9 protein-coding genes are annotated in these 18768 nt (G+C 69.5%); 5 read left to right on the top strand and 4 right to left on the bottom strand.

Annotation, left to right across the window (positions count from 1 at the left end):
* Window positions 1-417: 417 nt before the first annotated feature.
* A complete protein-coding gene (locus HNQ52_RS01700; protein ID WP_183959158.1) occupies window positions 418-1038 on the top strand; it encodes a CDP-alcohol phosphatidyltransferase family protein in 621 nt (206 codons plus the stop codon).
* 13 nt (window positions 1039-1051) lie between these two features.
* Here the strand turns inward: HNQ52_RS01700 and HNQ52_RS01695 are convergent, their stop codons facing one another.
* Complete coding sequence (locus HNQ52_RS01695; RefSeq protein WP_183959156.1) at window positions 1052-2449, bottom strand: GntP family permease; 1398 nt, start codon at window positions 2447-2449, stop codon at window positions 1052-1054.
* Window positions 2450-2656: 207 nt separating this feature from the next.
* Between HNQ52_RS01695 and HNQ52_RS01690 the strand changes: the two genes are divergently transcribed.
* From HNQ52_RS01690 to HNQ52_RS01680, 3 genes are all read left to right on the top strand, one after another.
* Window positions 2657-4888 carry a TonB-dependent receptor gene (locus HNQ52_RS01690; RefSeq protein ID WP_183959154.1) on the top strand — a complete coding sequence of 744 codons (2232 nt, stop codon included), beginning with the start codon at window positions 2657-2659 and terminating at the stop codon, window positions 4886-4888.
* 280 nt (window positions 4889-5168) lie between these two features.
* On the top strand, window positions 5169-6200 hold the full coding sequence (locus HNQ52_RS01685; protein ID WP_183959152.1) for an alpha/beta hydrolase family protein: 1032 nt from the start codon (window positions 5169-5171) through the stop codon (window positions 6198-6200).
* Window positions 6201-6540: 340 nt separating this feature from the next.
* Window positions 6541-9864: a hybrid sensor histidine kinase/response regulator gene (locus HNQ52_RS01680; protein ID WP_183959150.1), complete on the top strand. Its 3324-nt coding sequence runs from the start codon at window positions 6541-6543 to the stop codon at window positions 9862-9864.
* Window positions 9865-9899: 35 nt separating this feature from the next.
* Here HNQ52_RS01680 and HNQ52_RS01675 read toward each other — a convergent pair whose 3' ends face one another.
* The 3 genes from HNQ52_RS01675 to epmB all read right to left on the bottom strand — a co-directional run bounded on the left by HNQ52_RS01675 (window position 9900) and on the right by epmB (window position 18091).
* Window positions 9900-14612 (bottom strand): autotransporter domain-containing protein, encoded by a 4713-nt coding sequence (locus HNQ52_RS01675; RefSeq protein ID WP_183959148.1) that lies wholly within the window; start codon window positions 14610-14612, stop codon window positions 9900-9902.
* A 267-nt stretch (window positions 14613-14879) separates the two neighbouring features.
* Entirely contained in the window at window positions 14880-16958 is a 2079-nt protein-coding gene (locus HNQ52_RS01670; RefSeq protein ID WP_183959146.1) for a GGDEF/EAL domain-containing response regulator, read from the bottom strand.
* An 89-nt stretch (window positions 16959-17047) separates the two neighbouring features.
* Window positions 17048-18091, bottom strand: coding sequence for an EF-P beta-lysylation protein EpmB (epmB, locus tag HNQ52_RS01665; RefSeq protein WP_425486442.1), 1044 nt, complete (start codon window positions 18089-18091; stop codon window positions 17048-17050).
* 39 nt (window positions 18092-18130) lie between these two features.
* On the opposite strand from epmB, the gene efp reads away from it, so the two are divergent.
* Window positions 18131-18697, top strand: a complete 567-nt coding sequence (efp, locus tag HNQ52_RS01660) for an elongation factor P (RefSeq protein WP_183959142.1) — start codon at window positions 18131-18133, stop codon at window positions 18695-18697.
* The last annotated feature ends 71 nt before the right edge of the window (window positions 18698-18768 follow it).

The raw sequence follows: 18768 nt of genomic DNA, 5'->3' as shown, positions 1-18768 counted from the left end.
TTGTCGTTTTGCGAAGCTTGTTTCTTGTGGTTGACATGCCCTGTTGGCGTGGGAGGCTCGTCCCTCATCCGCCTGCCGGCACCTTCTCCCGCCGGGAGAAGGATTCCCTTCGCCGTACCCTTTATGCAGGTGGGAATACTTTGCTCGGCAGGACGAAACTCCCGCACAGCGACACTTTCGCAGCGTCACGTGGTGATTCCTTCTCCCGACGGGAGAAGGTGCCGGCAGGCGGATGAGGGATGAGCGCTACGCCCACGTCGCAAGCTCTGACCACCGAATGCAAACCGCATGTCGCCGGCCTCTCGTGTCCGCACGATGCACGACGGGCCTGAGTGCCAAGCCAATGCACGCCGCCGCCCCGTTGCGCACCTGCACGCCAGCGGCGACGATGCAGACACGAACAAGAGGGAGACCCCCATGCCCCGCAAGCCCCACTTCAACATGATCCGCCAGTTCCACCTCGCGGACTGGATCACGCTCGGCAACGCCTTCTGCGGCACCGGCGCCATCTTCGCCGCGATGCGCTTCCTGCAGGACGGCCGCGTCAACGATCTGCTGATCGGCATGGCACTGATCCCGCTCGCCTTCGTCCTCGACGCGCTCGACGGGCGCGTCGCGCGCTGGCGGCAGACGCAGTCGCTGCTCGGGCGCGAACTCGATTCGCTCGCCGACGTGATCTCGTTCGGCGTCGCGCCGGCGGCGCTCGGCTACGCCTGCGGACTGCAGGGTGGCTGGGACTGGTTATTCCTTTCGTACTTCGTCGGCTGCGGCGTGAGCCGGCTTGCACGCTACAACGTCACCGCCGAGGCGATGAGCGGCGACGAGGGCAAGGTGAAGTACTTCGAGGGCACACCGATTCCGACCAGCCTCGCGCTGGTCGTGGTGCTCGCGGTCGCGGCCTGGCAGGGCGCGCTCGGCGAGCGCCTCTGGTTCGGGGTGTGGCAGCTCGGCCCGTGGCAGCTGCATCCGCTGGTGCTGATGTTTGCGTTGTCGGGTTCGCTGATGATCAGCAAGACGCTGCGCATTCCCAAACCCTGAGGCGCGCGCCGCGTCAGACGATCCCGAACGCGTAGAACACGCCGATGATCAGGAACACCGCCAGCGTCTTGATCACGGTGATCGCGAAGATGTCGCCGTATGCCTGACGGTGCGTCAGCCCGGTCACGGCCAGCAGCGTGATCACCGCGCCGTTGTGCGGCAGCGTGTCCATGCCGCCGGACGCCATCGAGGCGACGCGGTGCAGCACCTCCATCGGAATGCCGGCCGCATTCGCGTTGGCGATGAAGGTCTCCGACATCGCCGCGAGCGCGATGCTCATGCCGCCGGACGCGGAGCCCGTGATGCCGGCCAGCGCCGTCACCGTGATGGCTTCGTTGATCAGCGGATCGGGGATCGAGCCGAGTGCATTGGCAACGACGAGAAAGCCGGGCAGGGCGGCGATCACGGCCCCGAAGCCGTATTCGCTCGCCGTGTTCATCGAGGCCAGCAGCGAGCCGCCGACGGCCGCCTTGGTGCCTTCGGCAAACAGCGCCGCGACGCTGCGCCACGCGAACACCAGCACCGTCGCGATGCCGACCAGCAGGGCGCCTTCCACGGCCCAGATCGCGGCGATTTTCGGCACCTCCTGCACCACCGGCGCGGCGTTGCCCATCACCGCCGGCACGAACTCGTGCGTGGCGCCGTACCACTGCGGAATCAGCACGGTAAAGACCTTGTTCGCCACGCCCACCAGCACCAGCGGCAGCAGCGCCACGGCCGGATGCGGCAGGCGCGTGCCGCGGAACGGTTCGGGTTCGTTGAGCAGGTTGTCGCCGTAGCCTTCGCCCTTTGCGAGCGCGGCACGGCGACGCCACTGCAGGTATGCAAGCCCCAGCGTCAGGATGAAGATGCCGCCGATGGTCCCGAGCCACGGCGCCGCCCAGGTGTTGGTGCCGAAAAACGCGGTCGGGATGATGTTCTGGATCTGCGGCGTGCCCGGCAGCGCATCCATCGTGAAAGTGAACGCACCGAGCGCGATGGTGCCCGGGATCAGGCGCTTGGGGATGTCGTTCTGACGGAAGAGTTCGGCCGCGAACGGATACACCGCGAACACGACGACAAACAGCGACACGCCGCCGTAGGTCAGCAGCGCGCAGACGGTGACGATCGACAGCATCGCCCGTTCCGGGCCGAACACGCGGAGCGTCGCCGCGACGATGGACTTGGAGAAGCCCGAGATCTCGATCAGCTTGCCGAAGACCGCGCCGAGCAGGAACACCGGAAAATACAGCTTGAGGAACCCGACCATCTTGTCCATGAACAGGCCGGTGAACATCGGCGCGACCAGGCTCGGATCGGTCAGCAGCACCGCGCCGAGCGCCGCCACCGGCGCGAACAGGATCACGCTGTAGCCGCGGTAGGCCACGAACATCAGGAAACAGAGCGCGGCCAGGACGATCAGGAACGACATGCGGCGGATTTCCTCGGGAACGACGGCGGGCATGCGGAACGCACGCACTCGCCTTGCGTTTCCAGACACGGTCGCCAGTGTCGGGACCGCCCGCGGATCGGCCCACTGTACGAAGGTACAAGTTCGTCACCCTTAGCGAAGTCTTAACGTGACCGTATCCGGCGATCCGACCGGCACCGTGTCCACACATCCACGTCGAGGGGAAACATGAAACGTTCGCATCTGAGTCTCGCCATCGGGCTGGTCCTGGCGCTGCCGCTCGCGGCCACGGCGCAGGACGCCGGCTCCCCCGATCCGGATGCGCCCACCAGCGACGAAGCCACCACGCTCGGCTCGATGACAGTCACGGCGCGCAAACGCGAGGAGACGCTGCAGGACGTGCCGATCGCCGTCACCGCCTTCACGCCCGACGCCCTCGATCGGCTCAACGTCAGCGACCTCGCCGACCTCGATGCGCAGGTGCCGAACTTCACCATCTACGCCGCGCGCGGCTCCAACACCACGATCACCGCCTTCATCCGCGGCGTCGGCCAGGCCGATCCGCTGTGGGGCGTGGATCCGGGCGTGGGCATGTACCTCGACGACGTCTACATCGCGCGTCCGCAGGGCGCGCTGCTCGACGTGTTCGACGTGCAGCGCATCGAAGTGCTGCGCGGTCCGCAGGGCACGCTGTACGGCAAGAACACCGTCGGCGGCGCGATCAAGTACATCTCGCGCGATCTGCCGACCGAACTCGAAGGGTACGGCCAGCTCACCGCGGGCAACTACGGCCGGGCCGACTTCAAGGGCGCCATCGGCGGCGCGCTGAACGACGTGGCGCGCTTCCGCGTCAGCGGTGCCACGCTCAATCGCGACGGCTTCGGCAGGAACATCGTCACCGGCGAGGACGTCAGCGACCAGAACACCGATGCGGTGCGCGTGGCGTTCGGCCTGTTTCCGAGCGATTCCTTCGACATCGAATTCACCTACGACTTCGTCGACGACAACTCCGGCGTGCGCGGCGCCAAGATGCTCGCGCCGAACACCAACGCGCTGGTGCCCGCCGCCGACTATCTGCCGCTGGACGACCGCTACGACGTGCGCAACGGCATGCCGAACATCAACGACACCACGATGAACGGCGCGTCGATGACCGCCACGTGGATCGTCGGCGATGCGTGGGTGGTGAAATCGATCACCGGCTGGCGCCAGTCGGAAACCGAGACCAACATCGATTTCGACACGCTGCCGCTGAAGATCGCCGACGTGAAGGCGTTCTACGACGACGAGAACCTCAGCCAGGAATTCCAGGCCAACTACGACGACGGCGGCGACATGCGCGGCGTGTTCGGCGTGTACTTCTTCGACGGCCGCGCCGGCGGGCAGGTGCTCAACAACTTCTTCAACCTGAGCTTCGGCGACACGCAGGGCGATGTCGATACCGAATCGTGGGCGGTCTACGGCGACTGGACCTGGGACTTCGCCGAGCGCTGGTCGCTCAACGGCGGCCTGCGCTACACGAGCGAAAAGAAGTCCGCCGACGTGCTCAACCGCTGCTACACCAGCGCCGCCTTCGACACGCTGGCCGCGGCGTGCACCGCGACCAACCCCACGCCGATCGCGGCCGATTTCGAAGATTCGAAGACCTTCGAAAACTTCTCGCCCAAGCTGGTGCTCGACTTCGATCTGACCGACAACGTGCTGCTCTACGCGTCGGCCTCGCGCGGCTTCAAGTCCGGCGGCTTCAACATCCGTGCGCAGGCCACGCAGTTCCCGAATTCGCGCCTGCCGTTCGACGACGAGAAGGTCACAAGCTACGAGGTCGGCGCCAAGATGGCCTTCCTCGATCAGCGCCTGTTCCTCAACGCGGCGTACTTCAACAACGACTACAAGGACATCCAGCTCTCGGTGTTCACCTCGTTCGACTCGAACGGCGACGGCATCGACGATGCGTTCTTCGGCGACTTCACCAACGCCGGCGCGGGCACGATCGAAGGCTACGAACTCGAGGCGCAGTTCCTCGTCACCGACGCCTTCCGCCTGAGCGGCAACGTGGCGACGCTCAACGCCGAATACGACGAATTCATCACCTCCGGCGTCAACGTGGCCGATGCGCAGCGCTTCACCAACGCACCGTCGTTCTCCGGCGCCGTGAACGCGGACTACACCGTGCAGCTGGCGAACGAAGGCGAACTGCTGCTGCACGCCGGCTACAGCTACCAGAGCAAGATCATTCCGACCACGGACCTCAGCCCTGCGATCACGCAGGATCCGTACGGCCTGGTCAACGCCGGCATCACCTGGCGCAGCGGCGGTCCGTGGACGGTGCTGTTGCAGGGCACCAACCTCACCGACAAGGAATACCGCACCTCGGGTTACAACATCGCATCGCTCGGCGTGCTGACCGGCTTCTACGGCGCGCCGCGCCAGTATTCGCTGTCGGTGCGTTACGACTTCTGAGTGTCCGACGTCTGCTGCACTTGCACGGGCCGCGCGAGCGGCCCGTTTTTTTGACGACGTTGCCGGCCATCCCCGTGCGGGTGCGGTCGCGCCTCGAAGCACTGGAACCGATCCATCGCCGCTTCACGAGCCTGGCTGTGCGGGTCGTGCGGCACGGGCTGGTGAGGGGAGCGTGTCGGTGGCAATGTAGCCGGTGCGCGCGGGACGAGCGTTCGGCGGGATCAACCACACGAGCAGGCGCGACCTTGCGCGTCGCGGTGATGGCACGAGAGGGAACGGAATGCGCACTGCGGGATGGTCGACGATGCTGGCGGTGCTGCTTCTGGCCGGTTGCGGCGATGACGCGGCGCCGCCGCTGCAGGCGCTGACGCTCGATCCGACGCGTGTCGCCGTCGCGGGCATCTCGTCCGGCGCGACGATGGCGCAGCAGGTGCACCTGGCGTACTCGGACCGGATCGGTGGTGCCGCGCTGGTGGCCGGGAGTCCGGCCGGTTGCGCCGAGAATTCGCTCGATTTCGCACTCTCGCGCTGCATCAAGGGTGCGCCGCAGGGTCCGAGCGCGCCGGCACTCGCCGCACGTGCGCGCGCGCTGGCCGATGCCGGCCGCATCGCGCCGTTGGAGGGGCTTGCCGGCGACCGCGTGCTCGTGACGCGCGGCGCGTCCGATGCGCTGGTCGCGGCGGCTGTCACGCGTGCGGCGCATGATCTGTATCCGGCCCTGGAGCACGCGGCGGGACAGTCGTTTTCGCCGGCAATGACGCTGGCCTTTGTCGAAGGCAGCTTCGCCCACGTGTGGCCCACGCGCGATGCCGGCGGCGACTGCGGCACGACGGCGGCGCCGTACATCGGACGCTGCGGGCTGGATCTGGCCGGCGACATCGTCGCGGCCTTGTTCGTAACGCCGCCTGTCGCCGCTCCGGACCAGGCGCGCGGCGCGCCCACACCGTTCGACCAGAACGCGTTCCTGCCCGGCGGCGCCGACGCATTTCTCGCCGACACGGGCCTTGTCTACATCCCGTCGCAGTGTGGCGAGCCCGGGCGCTGCGGACTGCTGATCGCCTTCCAAGGTTGCGAGCAGGACATCGGCTCGATCGGCGATCTGTTCGCGCGCGAGAGCGGCTTCAACCGCTGGGCCGATGTCGCCGATCTGGTCGTGCTGTATCCGCAGACACGCGCCACCTACATGCCGCTGAACCCGAAAGCCTGCTGGGACTGGTGGGGTTACTCCGGCGCCGAGTACGACACGCGCGACGGCCTGCAGCTGCGCTGGCTGGCGAACGCCGCGGCGCGGCTCGGCGTACGGCTCCTGTGAGCGCCCTCGTGCGAGCCGAGGGCCTGCATGCCGGCCCGTACGCTGATCGAACCGGTCCTTCTCCCGTCGGGAGAAGGTGCCCGGCAGGGCGGATGAGGGCGCCCCGTCTGGTGTGTCCGACGCACCGGGGTATGCGGGCTCGTGGCTTTGCTGCTCGACGCAACGATACGGAAGTTCCGCGCGTGGCGCCCTCATCCGCCTTCGGCACCTTCTCCCGCAGGGAGAAGGAAGAAGCCTGCGCGGGCGCCTTCGTCCGAATGGAGGAGGACGCCTGCGTTGGCGCGTCGGTTGGAATCGGGAACGGAGTCGCCCGCACGGACGGCCGGCAGGACGCAGCGGCATGCTGAGCGACGCCGTCGTCGTTGCCGCAGGCCTGCTCTGGCTCGGGCTGCTGTTCGGCGCCGCGTTGTGGGGCGAGCGCCGCAGCGCGCGGTTAGCGAAGCACTGGGGCGCGGTCTACGCGCTGTCGCTCGCGGTGTACTGCACCTCGTGGACGTTCTACGGCACGGTGACGCAGGCCACGCGCTCGGGCTGGCCGCTGCCGCCGACGTTCATCGGCACGATGCTGCTGTACCTGTTCGGCATCGGCGTGCTGCTGCGGCTGGTGCGTATGGCGCGCGAGCACAACAGCACCTCGATCGCCGATCTCATCGCCACGCGGCTGGGCCGAAATTCGTGGCTGGCCGCGGCGATCACGGCGGTCGCGCTGCTCGGGCTGATTCCCTACGTGGCGCTGCAGCTCAAGGCGGTGGCGATGAGCTACGGCTTGCTTACCGGTGGCGGCGAGCTGACTCCGTCGCCGTGGCAGGACAGCGCGCTCTACATCGCGCTGGCGATGGCCCTGTTCGCGATGCTGTTCGGTACGCGCAGCGCAGCGGCCGAGCACAATCCGGGCCTGGTGCTGGCGATGGCGGTGGAGTCGCTGCTCAAGCTCGGGGCCATGCTGGTGCTCGGCGCATTCGTGGTGTTCGGGCCGCACTGGCCGGCGCCGCCGCTGGTGACGCAGCCCGACGGGGCCGACGGATTTCCTGCGCTGATCGTGCTCGGCGTGCTGGCGATGTTCACGCTGCCGCACCAGTTCCACGTGGGCGTGGTGGAAGCGCGCGAGGAGCGACATCTGCGCACCGCGCGCTGGCTGTTTCCGCTGTACATGGCGCTGATCGCGCTGCCGCTGCTGCCGCTGGCGCGCGTGGGCCAGTCGCAGCTCGCGCCACTCGGCGTACCGTCGGATCTGTACGTGCTCGCGCTGCCGTTGTCGCAGGGGCAGGGCGGACTCGCGCTGCTCGCCTTTCTCGGCGGGCTCAGCGCGGCGACGGGCATGGTGATCCTCGCCACGCTGTCGCTGAGCCTGATGATCGGCAACCACTGGCTCGCGCCGCTGCGCGTGCGCGGCGCGTGGGCGCAGCCGGGCGGACCGAGCCGGCGCGGCGAGGTGCTGCTGCAGCGGCGCATCGGCATCCTGGCCGTGGTGTTGCTGGCATGGGGCTACAGCCGCGCGATCGCCGGCAGCGATGCACTCGCCGACATCGGCGCGGTGTCGTTTTCTGCGCTGGCCACCATCGCGCCGGCGCTCGGCTTTGCGTTGTGGCGGCCGCAGACCCCACCCCGGGCGGTGCTGCTCGGTCTCGGCGCCGCAGTGGCGATGTGGCTGTGGACGCTGCTGTTGCCGGCGCTCGCGCCGTTGCTGTGGAGCGATACCGCGTGGCTGCGCACCGGTCCGTTCGGCTGGACGTGGCTGGCACCGGATGCGATGTTCGGTCTGTCCGGCTGGAGCCGGCTGATGCGCGCGGTGGTGCTGAGCCTCGTCGCCGGTGCGCTGGTGCCGTGGCTGTGGAGCCTGCGCCGCACGCACGCGCCGCCGGCCAAGCCGGCCGGACACATCGACGTCGCGGGCCTGCGCGATCTTGCCGCACGCTTTCTGCGCGGCGAACGCGTCGAGCAGATCTTCGCCGCGGCCTCGCCCGACGCCGTGGCCGACCAGCGTCTGCAGGACCAGGTCGAGCGCGATCTTGCGGCGGTGCTCGGCGCCGCATCGGCGCGCCTGCTGATCGACACCGCGCGCACCGAGGTCGGGCCGGATCTGGACACCGTCGCGCACATCGTCGGCGAAGCGTCGCAGGCCTCGCGTTTCAACCAGCGCCTGCTCGAGGCCGCACTGGAGAACATGAGCCAGGGCATCAGCGTGGTCGATCGCGAGCTGCGCCTGGTCGCGTGGAACAGCCGGTATGCCGAACTGTTCGGGTATCCGGCCGAACTGCTGCAGGTCGGGCGGCCGGTGCAGGATCTGGCGCGCTGGGCGCTGGCGCGCGGCTTCGCCGGCGAGGCGCGCCACTGCGTGGACGAGGCCACCGCGCGCCGTCTGGGCCACATGCGCGCAGGCACCGCGCATCTGTCCGAACGCAGGTTTCCCGACGGCACCATCGTCGAGATCCGCGGCAATCCGATGCCGGGCGGCGGCTTCGTCGCCACGTTCACCGACGTCACCGATTTCCGCCGCGCCGAGGCCGATCTCAAGGGCGCGAACGAAACCCTCGAACAACGCGTCGGCGACCGCACCCGCGAGCTCGATCACGCGCGCCGCGTGGCCGAGCGCGCCAACCAGGCCAAGAGCCGGTTCCTGGCCGCGGTGAGCCACGATCTGCTGCAGCCGCTGCACGCCGCGCAGCTGTTCACGCATGCGCTCGACGAGCGGCTGCAGCACGACACCTACCGCAGCTCGGTCGACAGCATCCGCGGCGCGCTCGCGTCGACCGAAGCGCTGCTCGGCGGCCTGCTCGACATGTCGCGCCTCGACGCCGGTCGCCTGCAGGCGCAGCCGCGCGACTTTCCGCTGGCGCAGATGCTCGATTCGCTCGCGGCGGAGTTTTCCGTGCTGGCGGCCGAACGCGGAATCGCGCTGCATTCGATTCCGACTGCATTGTGGGCCCACAGCGATCCGCAGCTGCTGCGACGCGTGCTGCTGAACTTCCTGTCCAACGCGGTGCGTTACACCGAACGCGGTCGCATCGTGTTCGGCGTGCGGCGACGCGGCGAGCGCCTCGCGATCGAAGTGTGGGACAGCGGTCCGGGCATCCACGAGCGCGAGCGGCGCGTGATCTTCGACGAGTTCCGCCGCGGCGACGAGGCGCGCGGGCAGGGGCTGGGGCTGGGGCTTGCGATCGCCGAACGCATCGCGCGCCTGCTCGCGCATCCGCTCACGCTGCGCAGCTGGCCGGGCCGCGGCAGCGTGTTCGCGGTGGAGGTGCCGCGGGCGTTGCCCGGACTGCCGCAGGCGCCCCCGGCCGAACCCGAGGCGGAGCCGGCACGCGTGGGGCGTGTCCTGGTGGTCGACAACGATGCCGCCGTGCTGCGTGCCATGGCCGAGCTGCTGCAGGGCTGGGGCTGGCAGGTGGCCGTCGCCGGCGACACCGCGGCCGCGCTGCGCGAGGTGCGCGATGTCGATCTGGTCCTGCTCGATTATCACCTCGACGATGGCGACACCGGGGTCGATCTGTACCACGCGCTGGCGCTGCGCTGTCCCGGTATCGTCATCACCGCCGATCGCAGCGATGCGGTGCGCGACGCGGTGGCTGCCGCCGGCCTCGCCCTGCTGCACAAGCCGCTGCGTCCGCTGGCGTTGCGCTCGGTGCTCAATCGCGTGGTGTCCGGCCGCCCGGCGTTGTGACGGCGCGCTCGCGACGCGCGCGACGGCACCACCGGTCAGAATTCGAACCGCACGCCGAGCGACACCGTGTCCTGCGACTGCCCGGAGGCGCCGACAAGGCGTTCGTAATACAGGAATGCCGAGCGTCCGCCCGGGAACAGCGCCGAGAGTCCGAAACCGAGGTTGTAGTAGTCGGTGTCGATGGCCTCGCCGACCGTGGCCATCGGCGTGCCGGTCGGATCGTGCAGGAAGCGCGCGACGAGGCTGTCGGGGTCGTCCTGGAATTCGTGCTCCCATTCGAGCTGCACGTGCGGCATGAGGATGCCCCAGTCGCGGCTCATCGCCAGGCTCGCCTTGCCGCCAAGCACGGCGGTCTGCGATTCGAGCTCGCGTGCATCCACCGCCAGGCCGAGTCCGGCGCCGGGCAGGTCGCCGCGCAGGCGTTCGCTGTAGGCGTCGAAATCGACCCGGGTGTACGTGCCGCGCAGATACGGCCCGATGCTCCACGCGCCGGCCTGGAAATCGCGTCCGAGCGACAGCGCGAGCGAGGTCTGATCGCCGCCGGTGGCGGCGGTGGCGCGCTGGTCCACCGCGGTGCTGCCGCCGTCCGCCGCGGGCAAGGTGTAGCGGATCGCACGTTCGAGATCGTAGTCGCTGCTGCCGAACGTGAGCACGCCGTCCACGTACCAGGCATTGTCGCGGTACCAGGTGCCGTAGGCGGAGACGCTCCAGCCGGTGGTGTCGACGCGGCCGCGGCCGCGCGCGAGATCGGTGTCCTGCCTGTTCCAGCCGGCCGAGGCGCCGAGCACGAGGCGGTCGTTGACGCGATAGTCGACGCCCGCAGTGAGGCCGCGGCTGTCGAAGTCGTATTCGGGCGTGGCGTCGTCGCCGTCCTGGCTGCCGCGGCCGACGATGCCGGAGGCGAAGAAGCCCCAGCGGCTGAAATCGCCGCCGATCTCCTCGTCTCCGCCGCCGTTCTCCGCGTCCTGCGCCGGCAGCAGCGAGAGCGGCAGCACGCCGCTGTTGGTGGCGAACGCGAGGCCGCCGAGGTCCATGCCGCTGCTGCCGCTGCGCAAGGCCGCGATGCGCGCCTTGAGATTGTCGAACTGCGCGCCGACGGCGGCGTAGGCCGCGTTGGACTGGGCGAATGCGACATCCTGCCGCAGCGCTTCGAGCGCGTCGCGCACCGCGCCGGGATCGCTGCCGGCGTTGTCGACCAGCTCCAGGCAGCGCGCGCGCAGATCGAGCTGTTCGGCATTCAGATCGCTGCGACCGACGAGGGCGGGGCAGAGCGCGTCGATGGCGTCGGCCACGTCCTCCTGCGGGTCGGTGAGTCCGACGATATTGCCGACGCCGCCATTGATCGCGAACGTGACGGACACCGTGCTGCCTTCGACGCTGGCCGTCACGCTGGCGGCGCCGGGCAACACGATGCGCGCGATGGTGCTGGCGCGACCGTCGTTGCCGGTGACGCTGCTTGCCTGCGCCACCTCGGCGTTGTCGCCGCTCCACGCGACGCTGGCGCCGGGCAGCGGATTGCCGGCGGCGTCGCGCACCAGCACCAGCAGCGGCGCCGACGGCGACTGTGTCGGCAGCGCCTGGCCGTTGCCGGACACGATCTCGATGCTGCCCGCGCCCGCAGCCGCCGCCGTGGCCGCGAACTGCACGGACGCACCGCCGGCGATGCTTGCACTGACACGATGCGTTCCGGCGGCCGGTCCCAGTGTGAGGCGTGCACTGGTGCGGCCGTCGCCGTCGGTGGTGCCGGTCACCGGGGCGATGCTGCCGCCACCGTCGAGCACGCTCCACGTGACGGTGACGCCGCCGAGCGCCTTGGCGGCGCCCAGGTCCAGTTCGACCACGAAGTCGTCCGCCAGCGGTTCGCCCGCCGCGCCGCTCTGACCGTCGCCGGACACGATGCGCAGGCCCGGCGAGATCGCGGTGAGGTCGAATTCGACCGCGTCGTCTCGCTGGCCCGGCAAATAGGCGAGGACCAACACATGGCCCGGTGTCGTGCCGAAGGTGAGCCGCGTCTGGCTGCGGCCGGCGTCGTCCGTGACGGTGGCCTCGCTGTCGAGCGTGCCCTTGCCGCTGGCGATCTCCCATTGCAGCGGCTGTCCGGCAACCGGTTCGCCGTCGCTGTCGAGCACTTCCACCAGCAGCGGGAAATCGGCTGTCGTCTGGATCGGGCCGGTCTGCAGGCTGCCGCTGACCACGCGCAGGCTGAGTCCGCCATCGCTCACCTCGAGCGCGAACACGACGCTCGCCGTGCCCGCGCTCGCACGGATGCGCACCGGCGTGCGCGTGCTGCCGAGGGTGACCGCAAGACTGCTGCGGCCGTCGCTGTCGGTGCGCGTGGGGCTGGCGCCGAGGGTGGCGTCGCCGTCGAGCAGTTGCCACGTCACCGGCGCATCGGCGACCGGCATGCCGGCCTGCGTGTAGCGCACCACGAGCGGCGCCAGCGCGGTGCCGGGCGCCGCCTGCTGGCCATTGCCGGAGACGATGGCGAGTGCGTCGCCTTCGCCGCCGTTGATGGTGTAGATCGCCTCGGCGCTGCCGGGGTGGTCGACGAGATACGCGCGCACCACCACCGGTGCGTCGACGTTCGCGCCGAGCTCGATGCGCGTGCTGGCGATGCCGCCGCTGCCCGAGGTGTTGAGGCTCGGCCGTGCGCGTGCATCGCCGGAGCGAATCTCCCAGGCCACGCGCTCGAACGGGGTCGGCAGCTGATTGCGCAGCACGATCGCCCGCAGCGTGACGCTTTCGCCGGCCGCGGCGCTGGCGCCGTCGCCCGAGTCGGCGGGCTTGTCCAGCGCATAGGTGCCGTCGTCGACGGCATCGTCGGCGGTCAGCACGAAGGTGGACGTGGCGAGCGGCGCGTCGGCGCGCGTGGCGGTGACCGTCACGGTGCCGGGCGTGTCGCCGAAGGTGAGGCCGATGCTGGCGCGTCCGCCGGCATTTGTGACGCTCTGCGCGGCGTCGAGCGTGGCCTCGCCGCCGGTCACCGCCCACTGCACGGTGACGCCCGCCGCGGGCAGGCCGTCGTTGGCGGCGATCACCACGAGCGACTGCGCGAGCGGTTCGCCGACCGTGCCCGTCTGGCCGTCGCCGGAGCCGACCGCCGGTTTCGCCAGCGTGTAGACCACGGTGTCGTCCGGCGTGGCGGTGAGGTGGAAGACGGTGGTTGCGCTGGTGTCGTCGGCGCGTGTGGCGCGGATCGCGACCGGTCCGGGCGTCGGACCGAAGGTGACCGTGATGCCGGCGATGCCGTCGGCTCCGGTCTGCTTGACGCTGTGGCTGAGCGTCGCCGAGCCGCTGTCCACCACCCACGACACCGTGACGTTGGCCGCCGGAACGCCGTTGTCGGTGGCCAGCGCCTTGAGTGGAAGCGGCAGCGGCGTATTGACCGGCGCGGTCTGGTTGTCGCCCGATTCGCTCGCCGGCTTGTCCAGCGCGAGCACCGGTGCGGTCGTCGCGGTGACGGTAAAATCGGTAAACGTGCCGGGTTCGTCGGTGATCGATGAACGAATGACGGAGATTCCGCCGGTTCCAAGCGTGACCGGCATCTGCACCGCACCAACGCTGTCGGACAGGGACGGGTTCGGCCCGGCGAGCACAGCGTCGCCGCTCGCCACGCTCCAGGTCACGGAAATGCCGCTTCCAGGCTGGCCGTCGAGTGTCACGATGGCGCGCAGCGGATCGGGCAGCGGCGTGCCCGGCGGCCCGCTCTGGCCGTCGCCGGCGCCGCTCGCCGGTTTGTCGATCGTGTAGCCGAGTGCGTTGCCGACGAAGGTGATGCTGCTGCCGGGATCGTCGGCATGGGTGGCCGTGATCGCGAACGTGCCGGGACTGCTGCCCACGGTGCCGGTGACGGTGGCCACGCCGCCGCCGTCGACCGGCGTGCTGGTGGCGCTCAGCACCACGGCGCCGGGCGGCGACACGGTCCACAGCACGGTGCCGGCGTTGCCGTCGGCGACGCCGTTGCGATGCACCACCACGCGGAACGGCTCGGGCAGCGGCGCACCGACGGCGGCGGCCTGGTTGTCGGCCGCGGGGTTGGCCGAGGCCAGGGTGAAGACGTCGTTGCCGACGATCACGTAATCGACCGACGCGGCGGTCGCCGGGTCGTCCAGGCCCACCGACGCGCGCACCACGATGGTCTGCGGTCCCGGGTTGGGCGCGCCGACCAGCAGTTCGACCTCGGTTTCGCCGCCGCCGCCGGTGAACGTGGCCGTGGTGTCGTTCGGGCTGCCCGCGCCGACGAAGCTCGACTGGTTCGGATTGCCGACGATCTGCCACACCACCAGCTGCTCGTTGACATCGAAGCCGTGGTCCTGCACGCGCAGTTGCAGCGGTACCGCTTCGCCGGCATCGGCATTGGTGCCGTCCGGCGGCGACAGCCGGGTGAGCGTCCAGTCGCGCGCGGTGACGGTGGTGGAGGTGTACTGCAGCGTCGCGCCGGTGGTGCAGGTGTCGCAGACCACCGTCGTGGTCGCGCTGCCGGCGTTCGGGGTCAGTTCGACGGTGATGTCGACGGTGTCGTCGACGTCGGCGGTCCAGCTGTCGCCCGCGATCAGCACCGCGCTGGCGGCCGGGTCGGACGTGATCTGCGCATTGCCCGAGGCGAAGCCGCAGGCGCCGGAGCCGTCGTCGACGACGCGGAAGGTGTAGGTGACGGCCGTGCCGGGGTACCCCGTGAACGCCGCCGGTCCGATGTTGACCAGCGAGCAGCCGGTCAGCCCGGCCAGCGCCGCCTGCGACAGCGCCAACAGGGCGATGGCCGCCAGCAGTCGCCCCGGCCACGACAGCGCGCGCCGTGCCGACGCCCCGGACGCACTCCCACGTTCCCGCCCCGCTGCGTTCATCGCCGCCCCCGACCATGACCCCGCTGGGGCGCAGTATAGGCAGGAGTTGGCGTTGGTGGCGGTTGCGCGTGATAGCCGTAGCGATCCGTGCGGCGACGCCGGGTCGCCCGCCTGCCTTGTCGGCATCCCACGCGCCCTCGGCGGGCGGATGCCGGCGCGAACGCCGTCGCGCTACTGCGCGAAGTCGTAGTTCATGTCGGGGCCCGACGGTGCCAGGAACGCGCCCTCGACGAAGTTGACGCTGCTGGTGAAGAGCGCCGTCATGCTGGCGGCATCCTGCACGCCTTCGGCGATGGTCTTGCGGCCGATGCTGCTGGCGTGGTCGGCGATCTCGCGGACCTTCTTCTGGCTTTCCGGATTCTTGCCCAGATCGCCGATCAGGCTCGGGTCGATGCGCAGGTACTGCGCGTCGATGTGCGAGAGCAGCTGGAACGAATTGAGCCCGAGCCCGAACTGCTCCAGGCACATCGCGCAGCCCACGCGCGCCAGCGCCTTCTGCAGTGCCTGGGTGGCCTTTAGGTTGGTGAAGGCCTTGGATTCGGGAATCGACAGCACCAGCTGCGCGCCCGGCACCGCGCCCTGCTTGAGGTTGATGCCGATCCACGTGGCCAGCTGCGCGTCCTGCAGGCTGTCCGGATGCAGGTTGACCAGCAGCGTGGTGGTGCGGCCGGCCTTCTTGCGCGCGGCGATGGCGTCGATGGCGTGCTTGATCGACCAGCGGTCGATGCGCGCCATGAGGTTATGCTCCTCGGCGATCGGCAGGAACACCTCCGGCAGCACCAGCTCGCCGGTCGGGCCCTTGATCCGCAGCAGCACCCGGTAGGTTTCCTCCGGCTCGCCCTGCAGGCTGATCACCGGCTGGTAGTGGAACACGAAGCCCTCGTTGTCGAGCGCGGCCTCGATGCGTTCCACCCACTGCGCGATGCGCTCTTCCTCGGCGCGGTCGCGCGCGCCGGGATCGAAGATCTGGATCTGGTTGCCGCCTTCGGCCTGGGCGCCCTGCAGGCACTGGCCGGCCTTGCCGAGCACCTGCGCCGTGGTCGCGATCTTCTCGCCGATCTGCACGCCGCCGATGCTCACCGTGGTGCTCAGCGAACTGTCGCCCGCTTCGAGAATGGCACCCTGGAATCCGGCGCGGATGCGCTCGGCCTGTTCGCGGGTGGCGACATGGTTCGAGTCGCGGATCAGCACCGCGAATCCGTGGTCGGTAAAGCGTGCGGCCTGCGCGTTGCCGCCGAGCGTCATTTCCAGCCGGCGCGCGACCTTCGACAGCAATTCGTCGGCATGCCCGAGGCCGATGTCGTTGAGCAGGTTGGCGTAGTTGTCGAGTTCGATCAGCAGCAGGGCCTGGTCGTTGCGGCCGCCCGCGGCGTCGGCCACGGCGGTGTCGAGCTCGCCGGTGAAATGCTGGCGGTTGAACAGGCCGGTGACCTGGTCGCGCATGCGCAGTTCGTCGAGCTCCTTGGCCATTTCCGCGTCGAGGATCTGCGGGCGGAAGACGATCTGCAGGCAGGGCTCGCCTTCGTAGCTGGCCTGGGTGAATTCCATCACCGCGGCAAAGGTCTCGCCGTCCGAGCGCTGCGCCTGCAGCTCGAGGTTCTTCGGCGGCGCTTCGCCCTTGGACAGTTTTTTCAGCAGCTGCTTGAACTTGTCCGCGTCGGCGCCGGCGATCATGTCGAGCAGCGGCAGGCCTTCGATTTCCTCGAAGCTTTCGTAGCCGAACATTTCGAGGTAGGCGAGGTTGGCGCGGATGTGCATGCCTTCGTGCACGTAGGCGATCGGGTCGCGCGAGGAGGCGATCAGCGCATCGCAGCGGCGCTCGGTCTCGCGCAGGCTTGCCTCGAGCCGGCGCACCGAGCGGCGCTGTTCGAGCGTGGTGAACTCGTGCCGGACCACCGCCTGCAGATGCGGTGCGCGGCCGCGCAGCACGATGTTGCGCGCGCCGGCGGCGATGGTGGCGAGCATGCCTTCCTCGTCGAGCGTGGCGAGCAGCGCGATGACGGGCACGTCCTTGCCGCTGGCGGCGACCGTCTGCAATACCTCGTCGAACGGGATGCTCTTCGCGTCGCGCCACGCGACCACCAGGTCCACGGTCTGGCCGGCGAGGGCGGACTCGAGCTGTTCGATGTTCTCCGGACGCGTGGGGCGGATGGCGATGCCGCCGTTGCGCAGGATGCTGATGGTCTGCTCGGCGTCTTCCAGCTGATCGTCGACCAGCAGCAGGCGGACGACGGAATCTTGATGTGCCATGGAGAGGTGGGGGAGCGTCGTGAACCGGAATCCCGAACTATTTACACGCTCCGCGTGGCAAAGGCCAACACTTTGCGTCGCAAACTGCCTCAAATCGGCGTTTTGGACGCGGCCCCCGGCACCTCGCGCACGAGCTGCGGCACGAGGTAGCCCGGCAGGCGCGCGCGCACGCGCTCCACGAGCGCCAGCGCGCGTACGTCGTCCACTTCGAAATGCGCGGTGCCGGCCACGCGGTCAAGCTGGTGCAGGTAGTAGGGCTGCACGCCGAGTTCGAACAGGCGCGTCGAGAGATCGACGAGCGCGTCTTCGTCGTCGTTGACCCCGCGCAGCAGCACCGCCTGGTTGTAGAGCCGCACGCCGCGGCGGGCGAGGGCGGCCAGCGCGGCGGCGACGCTGTCGTCCAGTTCGTTGGCGTGGTTGGCGTGGATCACCAGCACCACCGGCCACGGCAAGGCGCCGAACCAGTCGAGCAGGGCGGCGTCGATACGCTCGGGCAGCACCACCGGCAGGCGGGTGTGGATGCGCAGCCGGCGCAGGTGCGGGACCGTCCGCAGCGCATCGGTGAGGTCGGCGAGCTTGGGCGTCGAGAGCGAGAGCGGGTCGCCGCCGCTCAGCAGCACTTCGTCGATGGACGGGTCGCCGCGCATGTAGTCGAGCGCCGACTGCCAGCCGTTCGCGGCGGCGGCTTCCTCGCCGTAGGGGAAGTGCCGGCGGAAACAGTAGCGGCAATGGATCGCGCACGCGCCGGTGGCCACGAGCAGGGCGCGTCCGTGGTACTTGTGCAGCACGCCGCGCGCGCCGCGGGCAGCGAGGTCGCCGACGGCATCGAGCCCGAAGCCCGGCACGATGCGATCCTCGTCGTCCAGCGGCAGCACTTGGCGCAGCAGCGGGTCAGCCGCATCGCCGCGTCGCATGCGCGCCACGAAACCGCGCGGCACCCGCAGCGGGAAGCCACCGGCGGCGGCCAGGCGCGCGGCGAGCTGCGGCAGGTCGAGCAGGCGCAGAAGTTCGGCCGGATCGGTCACGGCGTCGCGCCACGCGGCGCGCCAATCGGCCGGCTGCGCGGAATGCAGGCTTGCAGGTATCATGGCGTGCTTTACCGGGCCCCGAGCGGGCCTTCCCGAACCTCGCATTGTAGCCGCCCGAGCCGCGGCGCATCACGGAGCAGAAGCATGGCCAGCCTGGGCATGAACGACGTCAAGAACGGCATGAAGATCATGGTGGACAACGCACCGTGCGTCATCGTGGACACCGACTACATCAAGCCGGGCAAGGGCCAGGCCTTCACCCGCGTGAAATACCGCAACATCAAGACCGGCCGCGTGGTGGAACTGACGATGAAGTCCACCGACTCGGTGGAAACCGCCGACGTGGTCGACACCGACATGCAGTATCTCTACACCGACGGCGAGTTCTGGCACTTTATGCAGCCGGACACCTTCGAGCAGCACACCGCCGACAAGAACGTGATGGGCGACGCGGCGCAGTGGCTCAAGGGCGAGGAAGAATGCGTCGTGACGCTGTTCAACGGCGCGCCATTGGCGGTCACGCCGCCGAACTTCGTGGAACTGAAGATCGTCGAGACCGATCCGGGCGTGCGCGGCGATACCTCGGGCGGCGGCGGCAAGCCGGCGAAGCTCGAAACCGGCGCGGTGGTGCGGGTGCCGCTGTTCGTCGGGCAGGACGAGGTCATCAAGGTGGACACGCGCACCGGCGAGTATTTCAGCCGGGTGAAGTGACGCTCCGACGCGCGTGCTTGCGCGCGACTGTGCCGGATCGTCATCCCTGCGAGGGCGGGGATCCAGCGCGT

The organism is Chiayiivirga flava, from assembly GCF_014202825.1.
GTDB lineage: Bacteria > Pseudomonadota > Gammaproteobacteria > Xanthomonadales > Xanthomonadaceae > Chiayiivirga > Chiayiivirga flava.
Note: the sequence above shows the minus strand (reverse complement) of the source record. Positions and strands in the feature narration are given on the sequence as shown.

Excerpts from the sequence above, each read along its gene's own strand:
- HNQ52_RS01700 (WP_183959158.1), top strand. The coding sequence starts at position 418 with ATGCCCCGCAAGCCCCACTTCAACATGATCCGCCAGTTCCACCTCGCG.
- epmB (WP_425486442.1), bottom strand. The coding sequence starts at position 18,091 with ATGCGAGGTTCGGGAAGGCCCGCTCGGGGCCCGGTAAAGCACGCCATG.
- HNQ52_RS01685 (WP_183959152.1), top strand. The coding sequence starts at position 5,169 with ATGCGCACTGCGGGATGGTCGACGATGCTGGCGGTGCTGCTTCTGGCC.
- HNQ52_RS01690 (WP_183959154.1), top strand. The coding sequence starts at position 2,657 with ATGAAACGTTCGCATCTGAGTCTCGCCATCGGGCTGGTCCTGGCGCTG.
- HNQ52_RS01695 (WP_183959156.1), bottom strand. The coding sequence starts at position 2,449 with ATGTCGTTCCTGATCGTCCTGGCCGCGCTCTGTTTCCTGATGTTCGTG.
- efp (WP_183959142.1), top strand. The coding sequence starts at position 18,131 with ATGGCCAGCCTGGGCATGAACGACGTCAAGAACGGCATGAAGATCATG.
- HNQ52_RS01670 (WP_183959146.1), bottom strand. The coding sequence starts at position 16,958 with ATGGCACATCAAGATTCCGTCGTCCGCCTGCTGCTGGTCGACGATCAG.
- HNQ52_RS01680 (WP_183959150.1), top strand. The coding sequence starts at position 6,541 with ATGCTGAGCGACGCCGTCGTCGTTGCCGCAGGCCTGCTCTGGCTCGGG.